Below are 16,014 nucleotides of genomic sequence, written 5' to 3'. Positions count from 1 at the left end.
ATTAGGAAGTATCCGCCTTGGCAAATTTCATTATTAAAAAAACCGGTTTTTCATTCAATAGAAACCATGGTTTTTATGGGCAATCTCAAAATTAACCAATAGTTACTTACCTGCTTCCTCTGTATAAACACCAAAGCCCATAATACGCTGATAACGATTTTCCAATAGCACATCAATATTTTGCTCTTTTAATTCTGCCAAATGACGAATCAGTGCTTCTTTTAAATTCAAGGCAATAATTTTAAAATTCCGATGACCGCCGCCCAAAGGCTCTCTGACAACTTCATCCAAAAAACCCTGCTCACGAACCCGGTCAGAGGTAATTCCCATAGCCTCGGCTGCCAATTGCGACTTATCAGCGCTTTTCCACAAAATGGATGCACAGCCTTCCGGTGAAATAACCGAATAAGTACTATATTCGAGCATAATTAAACGATCGCCAACACCAATTGCCAACGCACCACCCGAACCACCTTCACCAATAATTGTACAAATAACAGGGGTTTTCAGCTTGGCCATTTCATACAGGTTTCTGGCAATGGCCTCACTCTGCCCTCGCTCTTCTGCACCAATCCCGGGATAAGCACCCGGAGTATCGATTAAACAAATAACCGGAATTTTAAAGCGCTCCGCCATTTTCATGACACGCAAAGCCTTACGATAGCCTTCAGGGCGAGGCATACCAAAGTTTCGATAAATTTTTTCTTTGGTATCGCGGCCTTTTTGATGGCCAATAATCATCACGGGCAAGCCATCAAGACGGGCCAAACCGCACACAATCGCAGGATCATCGGCATAAGCCCGATCACCATGCAATTCATGGAAATCAGTAAAAATATGTTCAACATAATCCAGTGTATAAGGTCGCCCTGGATGCCTGGATAATTGAGAAATTTGCCAGTCAGACAGGTTGCTAAAAATTGATTCCGTCAGTGCCTGGCTTCTATCTTCCAATTGCTTAAGTGCATCGGAAATATTGATTTTATTGTCAAACTCTACATTGCGGAGTTCTGTGATTTTCGCTTCTAATTCAGCGATGGGTTGTTCGAAATCGAGAAATTTTAGATCCATAGAGGCGTCATCTGAGCTGCGTGGTTAAACGGTAGATTTTATAGAAATTATGTAATTAATTCTAAATTAATTACATAATTGACCATTATCAACCACCTTTAAACACCATTTTATAGTAAACTTTCACTAAAGCCATCCTAATCCGCCCATAAGGCTACCAAATTAAGAGTTGATAACTCAAAATTAAGCTGTCGTAGCATTCCCTTAAACCGTTCGTGGTAAACCTGCCAAACCATCACCCTAACCGCTTCACTTAACTTATGTTTACAATTACCAAAGAAGTCTATTTTTGTTACGGGCATCGATTAATGAATCACGCCGGTAAATGCCGTAACTTACATGGCCATAGTGTCAAAGCATCCATTTCAATACAACAGGAGCAACTCAATGACCAAGGTATGGTTTGCGATTTTTCTGATATTAAAAATTGCGTAGAAGCTTATATTGACAACACTCTCGATCATAACTTTCTGCTACATAAAGATGACCCGATTATCCCGATGCTGATAGAAAACAACGAACGTTTTCTTGCTCTTGATGAACACCCCACTGCTGAAGTATTGAGCAAGATGATTTACCAACATCTAAAACAAGCGGGGTTTAACGTTGCCCAAGTTGTATTATGGGAAACAGCAAGTGCCAATGCCTGCTACCGGGAAAACTGATACTAACCATGAGTTTTGTTAATCCGGTCAACAAATCATTTTGCCTGGAACAAATCTGTGAATCCAACTACCAAAAATTGCTTAAATTAATCCCGGATTTACTTAATCTTAAAGAAACAGCTATAGGGCTTGCAAACCACAACACGACTCTTCATATTACCGTTATTGAAAACACATCTTACACAATGACGGTTCAACTAAGCCATTGTTTTAACAAAAACAGGGATGAGTTTATGGAACCTGCCCTTAAAATACGGATTTATCTGGATGCACAACTGGCTGAGGTATTAAGTGACCATACCCGTGCCAGCGTTGCACAAATATTTAAAGACCCTGGTTTAAGCCGAGAAATCATGAATTATAAATGGCGCTTAAACTATTTTTTACAAAAATGGCTGGACCACTGTTTAAAGAAAAATTATCAATTTAGTAAAGCAGTGGATTACGTTGCCCTAAACTGACTTTGCATTTTGCGTTTAATAATACCAGTAATGCTATCGACGGCATCCACACAGATTAATTAGTTGTTGAAACCGCCGACTCTTGTACCGTTTGAGTAGTAATTTGATCCGGTCTCGTTTGTTCAGCCCAGACCGCCATAGTCGTTAGCGTCGCTGCGCCGATGATGGTCGCAAATGAAGAATCGGCAGCATCGCGACCAGTACTAATTCGTACAAACCCTTCCACCGGCGCCATACGCGTGGCATCAAACAAATACCAGCGAGAGCCCAGATAAGCTTCAAAAAAACCGTGAAAATCAGGTGGTTGTAAAGCCACTGCGTATCCTGAAACATAACGCGCCGGAATACATAATGCCCGACACAAGGCAATAGCCAGATGCGCGTAATCCCGACATACACCAACACGCTGTATCAATACATCGCAAGCACTGGTACTTTCACCGGTACTGCCGGCTTGATAGTCGAGATTAGCATTAATCCAGTCACAAATTGCAGTAACCCTGGAAAATCCAGGTTGGACGTTACCAAAGGTTTGCAAGGCAAAATGAGCCAAACGATCGGACTCGCAATAACGACTCGGATTAAGGTAAAGTAATACCTCGTTTGGCAATTGGGAATACCCGGTCTCAATAATACCGGAGGTATCGTACATTTCAGGGCTTAAATCTATAATTGCACGGTATTGGAGCTGCAGATCGCAGGGTTCAACAGTTAATCGATACACTTGAATGGCTTCGGACCCCAAACTGCCGACTTCGTATTGAACAGCGGGGATTAACTGCAGAGTTTCCCCATTGATATTCTGGTGTGCAGTTCGCGCTGCCGCTACATTAAACATAAAACTGGTGGAACTGGTGACCGAATACGTTAAGTCGCAGCCTACTTGAATAGTTGTCATGATGAATAACCTTTTACCATGTTATAAATAAATAGACCTGAAATACTGCTGTAAGCAACATGTCAAGTATAACCAAAATTGGCTTTTCGAAACGTTTTGTGTTTTTCTTGACCGTCAGCAACCTCTTGATTACTTTAAGTAGATAGAAAATTTGATGTTAATAATCTCCCCCATTATCTCTGCTAATAAACACTTGCGTTTAGTTGCTATTTTTTGCTTGATATTTTTTGCCGTAAGCGCCGAAGCTCAGAATACTGAAGATGCTGACGATTTATTTGGCCAAATCCAGTCTCTGCAAAGCCTAATGGCCATTCAAATCACCGGCTTGGAAAAAATCCAAAATGAAGAAAAAATTATTACCCGTGGTAATTTAGAACAGCAAATTGAGCTGCTCTTGGCTTCCTACAATCACATCATCAGTCGAAATAATAAGGGACATATTGAACGTATCGTCATTGTTAATAAAAAACAAAAAACAGAAGTCGAGCGTATTATTTTACCAACCACTCAACAGGGCAATCATTTTATGGTTTCCGTCGCTATTTCAGGTAAGGGCAACAACTGGCATTCGTTTGATATGATCATCGATACAGGTGCAGATTTAGTTGTTTTGCCAGAATCCATGATAGCTCAATTAGGCTTGGCAGATAGTACTTTTACCCATAAAAAAATGCAAACTGCAAATGGTACAACCGATGCAAAAATAGGCAAGTTACAGGAACTGAGAATCGCAGGGGAAATCATTGAAAACGTCGATGTCGCTTTTATTGCAGATCAGCTTTTAGGAAAAAACAGCTTATTGGGAATGAGTGCTTTAGGGCGCTATCAAATAAATATTGATGATAAATCACAATCAATTACGCTGTTAAAAAAATAATGCGACTCCAACTACCATTTACGTTACTGATATAAATATTGATCTCAATTACTTTCTTTTACTCTCGAAATACAACATGTTGTTTGATGCCTGTCTAATAGTTATCTCCAGCAACTTTAATAGGCATGTGTAAAAGTCTTCTTTATTTTTCCAATGAGAATTGTTATCATTTGTATAAGTGAGATTCATTGTGGAGATACTTCATGTATGTATGCGTTTGTAAAGGTGTAACCGACAGCCAAATAAAAAATGCCATTAACAGCGGGGTCTGTACTCGCAGACAGTTATTTCATTGCTTTGGTGTAGGTGGTGATTGTGGAAAGTGTAATAAATATGTTAAAGAATTGCTTGACGATCACCTGCAACAACAACCTATAATGCGAACTGCAGCAAATCAACCTGTCCTTAACGCACTATTTAAAGTAGGTATCATATGAAAGGCGATAAAAAAGTTATTGAGTTTCTCAATAAAGCACTGACCAATGAACTTACCGCGATTAACCAATATTTTTTACATGCCCGCATGTACAAAAACTGGGGATTTGCAAAGCTCAATGAAAAAGAATATCACGAATCTATCGATGAAATGAAGCATGCAGACTTATTAATTGAACGCATACTTTTTCTGGAAGGCTTACCCAACGTACAAGATATCGGCAAATTATTAATTGGTGAAAATCCACTGGAAATGCTGAAATGTGATTTAAAACTGGAACATGAAGCAATTCCACCCCTGAGAGATGCCATTGCTTATTGCGAAACCATCAGTGACTATATTTCCAGAGATCTTTTTGAACATATACTTAAAAATGAAGAAGAACATTTGGACTGGCTGGAAACCCAACTCGAATTAATTGACCAAATAGGTCTACAGAATTATCTACAATCACAAATGTGATCAGGTGATTTCCTGCGAATAATAGTCCCGGTTTGCTGATCTTTTTATGCATTTACTGTATTGTCAAAATAGTTATGCAGCCAAAGTATTCTCGACCGGGGCGTTTTTATAACCGACAACCGTTCCCTTTTCACGTATAATTACCCTTTTTTTGCTCTGGATTTACGTTCCAGCTCGCAATGAGGATGTAACATGACCCAAATAGTCGTTTGTGCGCTGTACAAATTTGTCACTCTGGAAAATTTTGAGGCTCTACGCCAGCCATTGCACGATGTAATGGATACCAATCAGGTACGCGGCACCTTGCTACTGGCTAACGAAGGCATTAACGGCACTATAGCCGGATCACGCGCTGCTATAGACAATGTCCTGAACTGGTTGCGTAACGACCCTCGCCTCTCTGATATAGACCATAAAGAATCCTTCACCGATAGTCTGCCTTTTAACCGCGCCAAAGTTAAACTCAAAAAAGAGATAGTCACCATGGGCATAGAAGGCATTGATCCCAAGCGTGTAGTGGGGACCTATGTCAGTCCCGTAGACTGGAATAAACTGATCTTGGATCCTGATGTTATTTTGGTAGATACGCGCAATGACTATGAATTTAAAGTAGGCACGTTTAAAAATGCCATCAACCCCAATACCGAAAGTTTTCGTGATTTCCCCCGCTATGTTAAAGAAAACCTCGATCCTGAAAAACATAAAAAAATAGCCATGTTTTGTACTGGCGGAATTCGTTGCGAAAAATCTACCGCTTTTTTAAAAGAACAAGGCTTTGATGAGGTTTATCACCTTAAAGGTGGTATTTTGAAATACCTGGAACAAGTGCCGGCGCAAGAAACCCTGTGGGAAGGCGAATGTTTTGTTTTTGATGATCGCGTCACGGTTAATTTGCAACTTGAAAAAGGCAACTACGATCAATGTAATGCCTGTCGTTTACCGATTACTGAAGCCGACAAGGCCAGCGATAAATACCAGCAAGGCGTTAGCTGTCCACATTGTTATGATAAAGTCACTGACGTTCAGAAATCACGTTTTATGGAGCGTGAAAAACAAATGGAGTTGGCCAGACAGCGTGGTGAAGCGCATATCGGTGCTGATGCGGCAAAATCACTGATTGCCAAACGTGAAGCGAAGTTACAACGTCATCAAAAAGTGTTGCAAGAGCAAAATCATGATGGTTGACGCATCAAAAAGACAAATCACCTGATGACAGCACAAATAGGCCGAAAAGCGCCATTATTATCAGTATCCGACTGGGTTCAGGGTGAGCCCGGCAATTTTGATCAGTTATCAGATCGCGTTGTACTGGTAGAAGTTTTTCAGGTGAATTGTCCGGGTTGTTTTTTATATGCTTTGCCACAGGCAATAGATTTGTATCAACGCTATTTCGATCACGGTTTATCCGTATTGGGTGTTGCAACTGCGTTTGAAGACTTTGATAAAAACAATCTGGAAAATTTAACCCGCTTACTTGAAAAAGGCGAAGTTATTGGTGAAACACACCGTGCACTAAACCAGCAGGGAAAATTAATAGCCGATCGTCTGCCCTTTAATATCCCTTTTCCAGTAGCAATGGATCGCTTACAAAAACGCGAAGCTGATATCACTCAAGATGAAATAGCCCTTTTTATCAATCAGCGTGTTCCTGATTTTGAGCAACAAACAAAACCCCATCAACTAAAAGTCTGGCAACAAGTAGAGCATTATTTTCAATCCTTGACGTATCATGCAGAAACGTTTGAACTTTTTAACCTGCAAGGCACGCCGTCATATATTCTGGTAGATAAACAAGGATTGTTAAAAGATTGTGGATTTGGCACGCACCCTGATCTGGAAGGTAAAATACTCGCTTTGCTGCAGGAATAGTCCAACAAATTAAGCAACTCCTGCCAAGCTTGATTTAATGACGGGGTTAAGTTAACGTAAAAACCTGCCGCCGCTAATATCGATCAAGGCGCCATTAATATGCGATGACATATCGCTGGCAAGAAAAAGCACACTACTGGCCACCTCTTCAGCAAACGTATTTCGTCCTAACGGCGTCTGTTTACGATAATTTTCCAGCATCTCGGCGGTAGAATGAATCTCATGATGCTGGGTTTCTACCGTTCCAGGCATTACCGAATTGGTGCGTACATGGGGAGCCAGTTCTTTAGCGAGAGTATGGGTAAATACCATAAGACCGCCTTTAGCCGCAGCATAAGAGCCACCACCGTTAGCACCACCCGTTTGTACCGAAAGCGAAAGAATATTGACTATACGACCACTGCCTGTTGCCCTAAGATGTGGGATAGCCTGCTTGGTCAATAAAAAAGCACTGGTGAGGTTAAGATCCAAAGATTTGTTCCAGTTTTCCAGGGTGCAATCTTCAATTTTGGCACGCTTAACCAAGCCGCCGCTGTTATTGACCAAAATATCCAAATGCCCGGCTTTTGCTACCAGTTTATCAACAACGGCATTGGCTTCTGCCTCGTTGGTCAGATCGGCTGGTAATAACAGCGCGTTAATATTTTGTGCCAATAATTCATCCAGCAATTTTTCAGCGCCTTCCTTACTGGAATGGTAATGTATACCAATAAACGCACCGGCTTGTCCTAACGCCAACGCCACGGCTCGGCCAATGCCGACTCCGGCACCGCTAACCAGCGCTACCTTGCCGGTTAGATTTAATTTTTGCTCTGGTACCATGTGGGTACTCCTAAAAATAATGAGTTTCTTTAAAAGTATGAAGCCAGGCTCTGTTACTCCCAAAGGGAAACAGAGCCTGGCTTGTTTCAGTTTTGTATAACAACGTAAACTAAAGGCTTTTTACTTTTTCCAGAACTTCCTGAGCATGATTATCAGGTGTTACGCCATAAGCAACATCAACCAGCGTACCTTTTTTATCGATGATAAAAGTAGATCGCATGATAGCCATACTCTTAACCCCATTTTTCTCTCTTTCTTGCCATACGCCGTAACTTTCGCAAAGTTCGCCACTGGTATCGGCCAGTAAATCAATTTTTAAGCCAAATTTATTAATAAATTCGACATGACTTTGGCAAGAATCTTTACTGACACCGATGACAACCGTATCATACTTGTCAAACTCTTCAGCAAGCTTGGTAAAATCGTTAGCTTCTATGGTACAACCTGGCGTGTCATCTTTAGGGTAAAAATATAAAACGACATTCTTTTTATCGGCATAATCAGACAAATTAACCAGCTGGTTAAGCTGATTGGGCGAACTAAACAGTGGCGCTTTTTGTTGGTTTTCCAGCATAAAAATCTCCTTTAATAAACTCACGAAATAGTAAAGTATAACGCCATATAAAATAACGTATCAGGCATGATAGCCAGCTAACCACGTAAAGTCCAGACATCGCCTGTTTCAATAAAAATCAACAGCAACCAGAAGGTCAGATATCATTGCCAAAGGCATTGCAGCACAAGCACTGATGCTAATAATGCGGCGGTACTTCTTCAACATGTTCACCACCGCCACCACTGCCTTCTGTGGACAAACTTTTTATGCGCTCATTAAGCAACTTGCACGTTGCTTCCAAACGACCTATCTGTTGCTGTTGCTGACCGACTATTTTGTTGAGTTCTTGCAGCAAATCTTCTTGATAGGCAATCTTGATTTCCAGTTCTATTATTCGGTTATCATTCATAAGGATTTTAAATAACTTTTGAAAATTGGTGATGTTGTTTTTGCGCCAGATATTTGTCAAAGACCATGCAGATATTACGGATCAATAAACGGCCTGCCGGTAATACTTGCATGCCGGTAGCGGATACGGTTAGCAAGCCATCGGCTTGCATGGGTGCCAGTGACTGCAGTTCTTTGGCAAAATAATCGCTAAAGTTGATGGAAAATTTCTGTTCAATAACTGTAAAAGTTAATGCAAAGTGACAGATTATTTGGGTAATCACGACACGGCGTAACTTATCGTCATCATCCAGTTCAACACCCTTAAAAACAGGTAATTTTTTTTCACTGATAAGCCGGGCGTACTCATCCAGTTCTTTGATATTCTGGCTATAAGCATCTCCTACCCTGCCAATGGACGTAATGCCAAAACCTATCAGGTCACAATCTGAATGCGTTGAATAACCCTGAAAATTTCGATACAACTTACCTTCCCGCTGGGCAATCGCCAGCTCGTCATCCGGTTTGGCAAAATGATCCATACCGATATAAACATAACCGGCTGCCATCAATTTTTGCCCAACCATTTGTAAAATATCCAGTTTAACTTCTGCGCTTGGCATGTCAGCATCGTTAATCTGCCGCTGGGTTTTAAAGCGTACCGGCATATGGGCATAATTAAAAATCGAGAAGCGTTCCGGTGCAACGGCCAGTATGGTATCAATAGTCTTGGCAAAAGTGGCTACTGTTTGTAGCGGCAAACCGTAAATTAAATCGATGTTGGTTGAGCGAAAACCTTCTGCGCGAGCCGATTCCAAAACACTAAAGGTTTGCTCTTCACTTTGAATACGATTGACGGCTTTTTGTACGGCAGGATCAAAATCCTGCAAGCCCAGGCTGATTCGGTTAAAACCCAATTCACGCAATTGTTTAATGGTCAGAGAATGAGTTTCTCTGGGGTCAACTTCAATGGAATATTCACCACTATCGTCATCCTTTAACAAAAAATGCTGACGGGTTACCATCATTAATTTCTGCATTTGCTGGTAGCTTAAAAAAGTCGGCGTACCACCGCCCCAGTGCAGTTGATTAACCACCCGACTGGAGTCAAACAAATCCCCTTGCATGGCAATTTCTTTATACAGATTATCCAGATAAGGTTCAGCATGTTTACGATTTTTAGTGACAATTTTATTGCAGGCACAATAAAAACACACAGTATCGCAAAAAGGAATATGAAAATACAACGATAACGGACCACCAGCGGCATTGGATTTTGCTATATGTTGGCGATACTCTTTATCACCAAAGCCGTCATGTAATTCCAATGCCGTAGGATATGAGGTATAACGCGGCCCGGCCTTATCATAGCGATTGATAAGACCCAAGTCGAACTTGAGAGATTGGTCGATCATTTAACGACGTCGTTAATGACTATCATATGCTCATTTTTGTCCGTTAGAGCAACCTGATCAATAACGCCGATTAAGTCACCCAGTTGAGACATGGCATTACCGGATTTGGAAATACGCGCCAATAATTTAACCTGAGCAAAGTTTGATAATTTCATGTTCGGCATCATCGCCATAGCGTCATTTAAACTAACGGTTAGCGGCAAATCGGAAACTTGTTTACGAACGATGGCTAAAGGCATTTTAGGGCCTGATAATGCCTGGGCATAGACAAAAACGGTGTCACTGGGGCTAGTCAATTTTTGTAATTCAGGAGCCATACTGATTTTTACTGTAATAGCAACATCGGCCACATTGGCTGCTTGGCTGGCTTCAGATTGAGCCACTGCTTGAGGCGACTCACTTTCAATTTTAGCCAGTAAAGCGTTTATCTCTTTCTGGGCATCAGATTCGGGTGGCAACAACGCAGCCAGTTTTCTCCATAACTTTATCGCCGTAGCAGGATCACCTTGTTGGGCTTTGGCCATACCACCCAACCATAAGGCATTCATATTATCAGGTTCCAAAGCCAAGGCTTTAAACACCAATTCAGTAGGTTTTCCTGCCAAATTTTTATCACTTGCATAAGCAATCGCATCGGCATAAAGCAACATAATGTCGACCTGATCACCTAACAATCGATACGCATTGGCAAATGCTTCAACGGCTTTGGGATATTGCTCCAAAGCTTTATAAGAGCGACCCAACATAATCCAACCTTTTGCATCATCAGGAGTTGCCTTCATCTTCTCAGCCAAACCTGCAACCATTTTGTTAACTTCGGCAAGCTTGAGTGTATCCGGGTCAATCGCCATTTCAGCACTGTGACTAATCGCTTGATAATTACCCAGACTTAAATAAAGTGATCCCGCCAGCAAAGGAATACCTAAAACCAACACATAAACTAGCCACCTGCCCTGACTTTGTGTTGAGGTAACATGGCTTTTTATTTCCAGATCATCACTTAATGCCTGCTCAAGATCGGCTAATTGATCATCATATTGGGCCTGACTTAGTGCACCTGATTGCCTGCTTTCTTTAAGCTCGGCGAGGCGATTTTGCGCAATCAGTATATTACGCTGATCAAGGTCAGTCGCTTGAGCAGATTGTTTGCGCCATAACGGCGGCAGAATAAGCAAAAAAGCAATTAATATCAGGATACTGACAATCAGTAAAAATAGCATATTCAAGAGCGGTCACCTTTTTCGAGCAAACTACGAATTTTTTTTTGTTTTTCAACATCCCTTTGCAAAGCTCCAGCATCAGGGTGCAAACTGGCAACGGCTTTTTTACGCCGAATAACGAAAAATACCGTGATTAACCCAACTAATAAAAAAACCACCGGAGCGATCCATAACACACTGGTTTTTCCTTTAAAAGGCGGCTTATATAACACAAAGTCGCCATATCGATCGGTCATAAACCGGACAATTTCTTCTTTAGATTTGCCCTGTTCCAACATTTCATAAACTTGCCTGCGTAAATCTGCTGCCAGTTCGGCATTAGAGTCACCGATAGTTTGGTTTTGACACACCAGACAACGCAACTCCGAGGTTAACGTTTCATAACTTTCTTGCTGCTTCGGATCAGACAATTGACGGGAATCAACGGCATAAATGCTACAAGACAGCATCAACAGAAAAACAAACAATAAATGCTTCATTAAGACTCAGCTTGTAATTTTGCAATCAGAGGAAGGAAAATTTGTTGCACATCTTCCGCAGTAACAGGTCCGGTATGTTTATAACGAATCAGGCCTGTTTTATCCATAACAAAAGTTTCCGGCACACCGTAAACCCCCCAGTCTATACCGATACGCCCATCCTGATCCATAATGCTGACGTTATAGGGATTACCCAACGTATCCAGCCATTTTTTGGCATTAATTGGCTCATCCTTATAATTTAAACCAACAATAACCACGGCCTGTTGCCGGGCTAACTGGTTCAATATGGGATGTTCGGCACGGCAAGATACACACCACGACGCCCAAACATTAAATAGCCAGACTTTACCTGTTAAATCGGCAGGCGTTAATTTTTCTTCCGGTGCATTCAGCTTGGGAGCCGAAAATTGTGGTGCTGGTTTATTAAGCAATGGCGATGGAATTTCTCCGGGTTTAAGGTTTAAACCCAGCGCCAAAAATACCGCGAGGATGATGAATAAAATTAGGGGAATGATGTACTTAAGCATTATGTTGGTTTTTTAAGGTGCCGTATTCTAAAAATGGTTTAGCATTAACAATGTTATCGAATAAAACTGAAATGATATTCTGACTAACCTGCGCAGATAACTTTTTCAGTTTCATCATTCAACAGTTCTTAAGATTATTTTTCAAATAAGTCATTGTAAGGCTAGTCTGCCGGTATTCTGGCAACTCGATAACGTTTATCACAAGCAGCACACAAACCACCGACCGCCATAAATACTGCGCCCATCCATATCCAGCGAATGAAGGCTTTGTAATAAATCCGTAAGCTCCAGGCACCTTCGTCACCTAGTGGTTCACCAATGGCAACAAACAAATCCCTGGATAATCCGGCATCAATCGCAGCTTCCGTCATCGGCATGGTCTGTACCTGATAAACCCGTTTTTGTGGTTCTAGCTGGGCAACCTGCTTGCCGTCGTGACTGACGGTTACAAAGGCCTGTTGAGCCACATAATTGGGGCCCTTGGTTTGTTTTACACCATGAAACTCAAAAATATAACCGGACATATCGATAGTTTCACTGGGTGCCATGCGCACATCTTTCTCAACACTGTACACGGATGTTAAGGTAATACCGGTCACAAAGACGGCAATGCCTAAATGCGCGATGGTCATGCCATAAAAACCGGCGGGTATAGTTTGCAGTCGTTGCCATGAAAAACCTTTAGCTCCAAGGCGATCAATAAATGACAGTACGGTAACCGCAACCGTCCACAACGCCAACGTTAAACCCAAAGCGGCTCCCCATGAATAAAAAGGCATCAATATGGGCAGTAACAATCCACCGGCAACACAGGCTGCGATAATCCAACGCACCCGCAATGCCAACTGACCAAGAGAATCTTTTTTCCAGCGTAATAACATCCCCAAGCCCACGGCAATCGACAGTGGTGCCATTAAGGGGACAAACACGGCATTAAAATACGGTGGGCCGACAGAAATTTTGCCTAAGCCCAAGGCATCAATAACCAAGGGATATAAGGTACCCAGTAAAATACTGGCAGCAGTTACTACCAAAAGTACGTTATTAAGTAAAATTGCAGATTCTTTTGATACTAATTCAAAAGTGGCACTGCTCTTGACCGATGGCGCTCTGACTGCGTATAGCAATAACGAACCGCCGACCACGACCGCCAAAAATATCAAAATAAACAGGCCACGTGCAGGATCGCTGGCAAAGGCATGCACCGACGTTAATACCCCGGAACGCACCAAAAAGGTACCTAATAAACTTAAAGAAAAGGCAAAAATAGCCAATAAAACGGTCCATGTTTTAAACACACCACGTTTTTCAGTAGCGGCTAACGAATGCATTAAAGCGGTTCCTACCAACCAGGGCATAAACGAGGCATTTTCTACCGGGTCCCAAAACCACCAACCACCCCAGCCTAATTCGTAATAAGCCCACCAGCTGCCCAAGGCAATACCCAGCGTTAAAAACATCCAGGCCATATTAGTCCACGGCCTGGACCACCGAGCCCAAGCGGCATCAAGCCGACCTTCAAGCAAAGCGGCAATGGCAAAAGCAAAGGCCACAGAAAAACCTACATAACCCATATAAAGCATGGGAGGATGGATTGCCAAACCGGGATCCTGCAATAAAGGATTTAAGTCCCGTCCTTCCAAAGGGGCAGGAAACAGACGTTCAAACGGGTTGGAAGTCAGTAGTAAAAACAGAATAAAACCGATGGATACCAGTCCCATTACCCCCAACACTCTGGCCAACGTAGCAGCCGGAATACTTTTACTAAACTGCGCCACCAGACCGGTCCATATGGTTAACACCAAGCCCCATAGTAATAATGAACCTTCATGTGCACCCCACACCCCTGAAATTAAATACAGCACAGGCAATGACGTATTGGAATTGGTAGCGATGTATTTAACCGAAAAATCATGCGTCAAACAACTATAAGTCAGGCAACCGTAAGACAAAGCCATAAACAACAATTGCGCAAATGCGGCAGGTTTGGCAACGGCAATCCAGCCGGCCTGACTGCGAAATGCGCCTATAATTGGCACGATGCCTAATACCAGCGCCATGCATAAGGCGAGTATCAATGAAAATTGTCCGAGTTCTGCAATCATGCTATTGACCTTTCCCTGCTGTTGGCTGGTTTTTTAAACTGTCTTTCACTTCCGGTGGCATATAATTTTCATCATGTTTGGCCAACACTTCCTCGGCAACAAAAACACCCTGAGCATTTAGCTTGCCATGGGCAACGATACCCTGCCCCTCCCTGAATAAATCCGGCAAAATACCCGTGTATTCAACCGTCACTTCTTTACTGAAATCAGTTAACTTAAAACGCACCATCAACCCGTCATTGGGCCTTTCAACGCTGCCTTTAATAACCATACCGCCCAAGCGAAACAAGGTGTCTTTGGGTGCCTTTCCTTCGATGACATCGGTTGTCGAAAAAAAGTACATCAAATTTTCATTAAAAGATTTCAAGGCAAATGCCGTTGCTATACTCGCCCCGATCACCATCAAGGCTATAAGAATTAAACGCTGTTTTCTGGCTGGCTTCATAATTTCTTACCGCTTTTGCTTTAGGCTTTGACGAAAAAACTGTTTACGTTGTACCACAGGAATAATAATGTTGGCCAATAGGACAATTAAAGTCAGACCATAAGAGGTCCAGACATATAAAGCATAACCGCCCATGGCAAAAAATTCTTGTATAGTCATCGTTTTTTCTCCAAGACCATTGTTTTAACCCACTGTGAATTGCGTTCCCGCTGAAGCAGTTCAACACGCATCCGCTGTATTAAGGCAATCACATAATAAACGTTAAAAGATAACGCCATTAATAACAATGGTATCAGCATAGTCACATGAATGGAGGGCTTGTCCATTTTGGTTACCGTAGGCCCCTGATGCAGGGTATTCCACCACTCAACCGAATAATGAATAACCGGGATGTTAACCACACCGACCAGAGCCAATATAGCCACCGCTTTGGACGCCACCCGTTTATCGTCTATCGCCTCATAAAGACCTATTACACCCAGATATAAAAACAACAAAATCAGTTCAGACGTTAAACGGGCATCCCAAACCCACCAGGTTCCCCACATGGGTTTTCCCCACAGCGAACCGGTAACCAAAGCGATAAAGGTAAAACTGGCACCGATAGACGCACTACTGATGGTCACGATTTCAGCCAGTTTAATCCGCCAAATCAGGCCAATTGCACCAGAAACTGCCATGACAATATAAATAAATAATGACATCCAGGCACTGGGAACATGAATATAAATAATGCGATAACTATCACCTTGCTGATAATCAGCAGGTGCCAAATATAAGCCGCCATAAAGCCCTGCGGCTGTTAACAGTACAAAAATAACCACTAACCACGGCATTAAGCGCTCGGTAAACGCGTAAAAATGCGGGGGTGATGCCATGCGATGAAAAAATCGACCTACGAAATTTGGTACTAAAAACATAAGAATTTTATTAAAGGTAAATTCACTATTGGGAGGAACAAATCCATTCGTACCAGTTGACTATACGGCTCCAAGTTAACAAAAAACAGTTGGATAGCCGGACTGATAGTCTATTGCTCCAGGTTAATAAGGTAAGCCGTTATTTTACGGGATAGCGGTACTTAATACTTGATGTTATGTAATTTATATTAAATTACGACAAGGATTAGCTTACTGCACAGTTAACCTTGCTGATTTTTAATGAACCAATAAAGCCAACTGTAAATCAGGTTTCAGCATTTATGAGCGCTTGAAATATATTTTATCAAGTCAAAACATGTAATTTCTATGGACATCATAAAACAATCATCATGTGCAATATAACGATATTATTAGATTTTTATATCTTTAAAAAAG

Annotated in this window: 20 protein-coding genes; 7 read left to right on the top strand and 13 right to left on the bottom strand. The window is 41.9% G+C overall.

Annotated features, from left to right (window positions below; all coding sequences use genetic code 11):
* Positions 1–102: 102 nt before the first annotated feature.
* Positions 103–1,071 carry an acetyl-CoA carboxylase carboxyl transferase subunit alpha gene (gene accA, locus KKZ03_RS12955; protein WP_243217248.1) on the bottom strand — a complete coding sequence of 323 codons (969 nt, stop codon included), beginning with the start codon at positions 1,069–1,071 and terminating at the stop codon, positions 103–105.
* Positions 1,072–1,331: 260 nt separating this feature from the next.
* Between accA and KKZ03_RS12950 the strand changes: the two genes are divergently transcribed.
* Both KKZ03_RS12950 and KKZ03_RS12945 read left to right on the top strand, forming a co-directional pair.
* Entirely contained in the window at positions 1,332–1,736 is a 405-nt protein-coding gene (locus tag KKZ03_RS12950; RefSeq protein ID WP_243217247.1) for a 6-carboxytetrahydropterin synthase, read from the top strand.
* A gap of 8 nt (positions 1,737–1,744) precedes the next feature.
* Positions 1,745–2,197: a DUF1249 domain-containing protein gene (locus tag KKZ03_RS12945; RefSeq protein ID WP_243217246.1), complete on the top strand. Its 453-nt coding sequence runs from the start codon at positions 1,745–1,747 to the stop codon at positions 2,195–2,197.
* A 55-nt stretch (positions 2,198–2,252) separates the two neighbouring features.
* On the opposite strand, the gene KKZ03_RS12940 is transcribed toward KKZ03_RS12945, so the two are convergent.
* A complete protein-coding gene (locus KKZ03_RS12940; RefSeq protein ID WP_243217245.1) occupies positions 2,253–3,095 on the bottom strand; it encodes a transglutaminase family protein in 843 nt (280 codons plus the stop codon).
* A gap of 154 nt (positions 3,096–3,249) precedes the next feature.
* On the opposite strand from KKZ03_RS12940, the gene KKZ03_RS12935 reads away from it, so the two are divergent.
* From KKZ03_RS12935 to KKZ03_RS12915, 5 genes are all read left to right on the top strand, one after another.
* A complete protein-coding gene (locus KKZ03_RS12935) occupies positions 3,250–3,972 on the top strand; it encodes a TIGR02281 family clan AA aspartic protease (protein WP_243217244.1) in 723 nt (240 codons plus the stop codon).
* A 203-nt stretch (positions 3,973–4,175) separates the two neighbouring features.
* Positions 4,176–4,409 (top strand): bacterioferritin-associated ferredoxin, encoded by a 234-nt coding sequence (locus tag KKZ03_RS12930; protein ID WP_243217243.1) that lies wholly within the window; start codon positions 4,176–4,178, stop codon positions 4,407–4,409.
* On the top strand, positions 4,406–4,870 hold the full coding sequence (bfr, locus tag KKZ03_RS12925) for a bacterioferritin (protein WP_243217242.1): 465 nt from the start codon (positions 4,406–4,408) through the stop codon (positions 4,868–4,870). Before KKZ03_RS12930 ends, bfr begins: the two co-directional genes overlap by 4 nt.
* A gap of 192 nt (positions 4,871–5,062) precedes the next feature.
* Positions 5,063–6,055 carry a rhodanese-related sulfurtransferase gene (locus KKZ03_RS12920; RefSeq protein WP_243217241.1) on the top strand — a complete coding sequence of 331 codons (993 nt, stop codon included), beginning with the start codon at positions 5,063–5,065 and terminating at the stop codon, positions 6,053–6,055.
* Positions 6,056–6,079: 24 nt separating this feature from the next.
* A complete protein-coding gene (locus KKZ03_RS12915; RefSeq protein WP_243217240.1) occupies positions 6,080–6,739 on the top strand; it encodes a TlpA family protein disulfide reductase in 660 nt (219 codons plus the stop codon).
* Between the two features lie 51 nt (positions 6,740–6,790).
* On the opposite strand, the gene KKZ03_RS12910 is transcribed toward KKZ03_RS12915, so the two are convergent.
* The 11 genes from KKZ03_RS12910 to KKZ03_RS12860 all read right to left on the bottom strand — a co-directional run bounded on the left by KKZ03_RS12910 (position 6,791) and on the right by KKZ03_RS12860 (position 15,618).
* A complete protein-coding gene (locus KKZ03_RS12910; protein ID WP_243217239.1) occupies positions 6,791–7,561 on the bottom strand; it encodes an SDR family NAD(P)-dependent oxidoreductase in 771 nt (256 codons plus the stop codon).
* Positions 7,562–7,670: 109 nt separating this feature from the next.
* Positions 7,671–8,135 (bottom strand): peroxiredoxin, encoded by a 465-nt coding sequence (locus tag KKZ03_RS12905; protein ID WP_243217238.1) that lies wholly within the window; start codon positions 8,133–8,135, stop codon positions 7,671–7,673.
* Between the two features lie 178 nt (positions 8,136–8,313).
* On the bottom strand, positions 8,314–8,526 hold the full coding sequence (locus KKZ03_RS12900) for a SlyX family protein (RefSeq protein ID WP_243217237.1): 213 nt from the start codon (positions 8,524–8,526) through the stop codon (positions 8,314–8,316).
* Positions 8,527–8,533: 7 nt separating this feature from the next.
* Complete coding sequence (gene hemN / locus KKZ03_RS12895) at positions 8,534–9,919, bottom strand: oxygen-independent coproporphyrinogen III oxidase (RefSeq protein ID WP_243217236.1); 1,386 nt, start codon at positions 9,917–9,919, stop codon at positions 8,534–8,536.
* Entirely contained in the window at positions 9,916–11,139 is a 1,224-nt protein-coding gene (ccmI, locus tag KKZ03_RS12890; RefSeq protein ID WP_243221623.1) for a c-type cytochrome biogenesis protein CcmI, read from the bottom strand. Before ccmI ends, hemN begins: the two co-directional genes overlap by 4 nt.
* A gap of 2 nt (positions 11,140–11,141) precedes the next feature.
* Entirely contained in the window at positions 11,142–11,618 is a 477-nt protein-coding gene (locus tag KKZ03_RS12885; RefSeq protein WP_243217235.1) for a cytochrome c-type biogenesis protein, read from the bottom strand.
* Positions 11,618–12,148 (bottom strand): DsbE family thiol:disulfide interchange protein, encoded by a 531-nt coding sequence (locus KKZ03_RS12880; RefSeq protein WP_243217234.1) that lies wholly within the window; start codon positions 12,146–12,148, stop codon positions 11,618–11,620. Before KKZ03_RS12880 ends, KKZ03_RS12885 begins: the two co-directional genes overlap by 1 nt.
* A 161-nt stretch (positions 12,149–12,309) precedes the next feature.
* Positions 12,310–14,253 (bottom strand): heme lyase CcmF/NrfE family subunit, encoded by a 1,944-nt coding sequence (locus KKZ03_RS12875; protein WP_243217233.1) that lies wholly within the window; start codon positions 14,251–14,253, stop codon positions 12,310–12,312.
* A gap of 1 nt (position 14,254) precedes the next feature.
* Positions 14,255–14,698 carry a cytochrome c maturation protein CcmE gene (gene ccmE, locus KKZ03_RS12870; RefSeq protein ID WP_243217232.1) on the bottom strand — a complete coding sequence of 148 codons (444 nt, stop codon included), beginning with the start codon at positions 14,696–14,698 and terminating at the stop codon, positions 14,255–14,257.
* Between the two features lie 6 nt (positions 14,699–14,704).
* Entirely contained in the window at positions 14,705–14,857 is a 153-nt protein-coding gene (gene ccmD, locus KKZ03_RS12865) for a heme exporter protein CcmD (RefSeq protein ID WP_243217231.1), read from the bottom strand.
* Positions 14,854–15,618, bottom strand: a complete 765-nt coding sequence (locus KKZ03_RS12860; protein WP_243217230.1) for a heme ABC transporter permease — start codon at positions 15,616–15,618, stop codon at positions 14,854–14,856. Before KKZ03_RS12860 ends, ccmD begins: the two co-directional genes overlap by 4 nt.
* Positions 15,619–16,014: the final 396 nt, after the last annotated feature.

Source organism: Methylobacter sp. S3L5C (assembly GCF_022788635.1).
Lineage (GTDB): Bacteria > Pseudomonadota > Gammaproteobacteria > Methylococcales > Methylomonadaceae > Methylobacter_C.
Note: the sequence above shows the minus strand (reverse complement) of the source record. Positions and strands in the feature narration are given on the sequence as shown.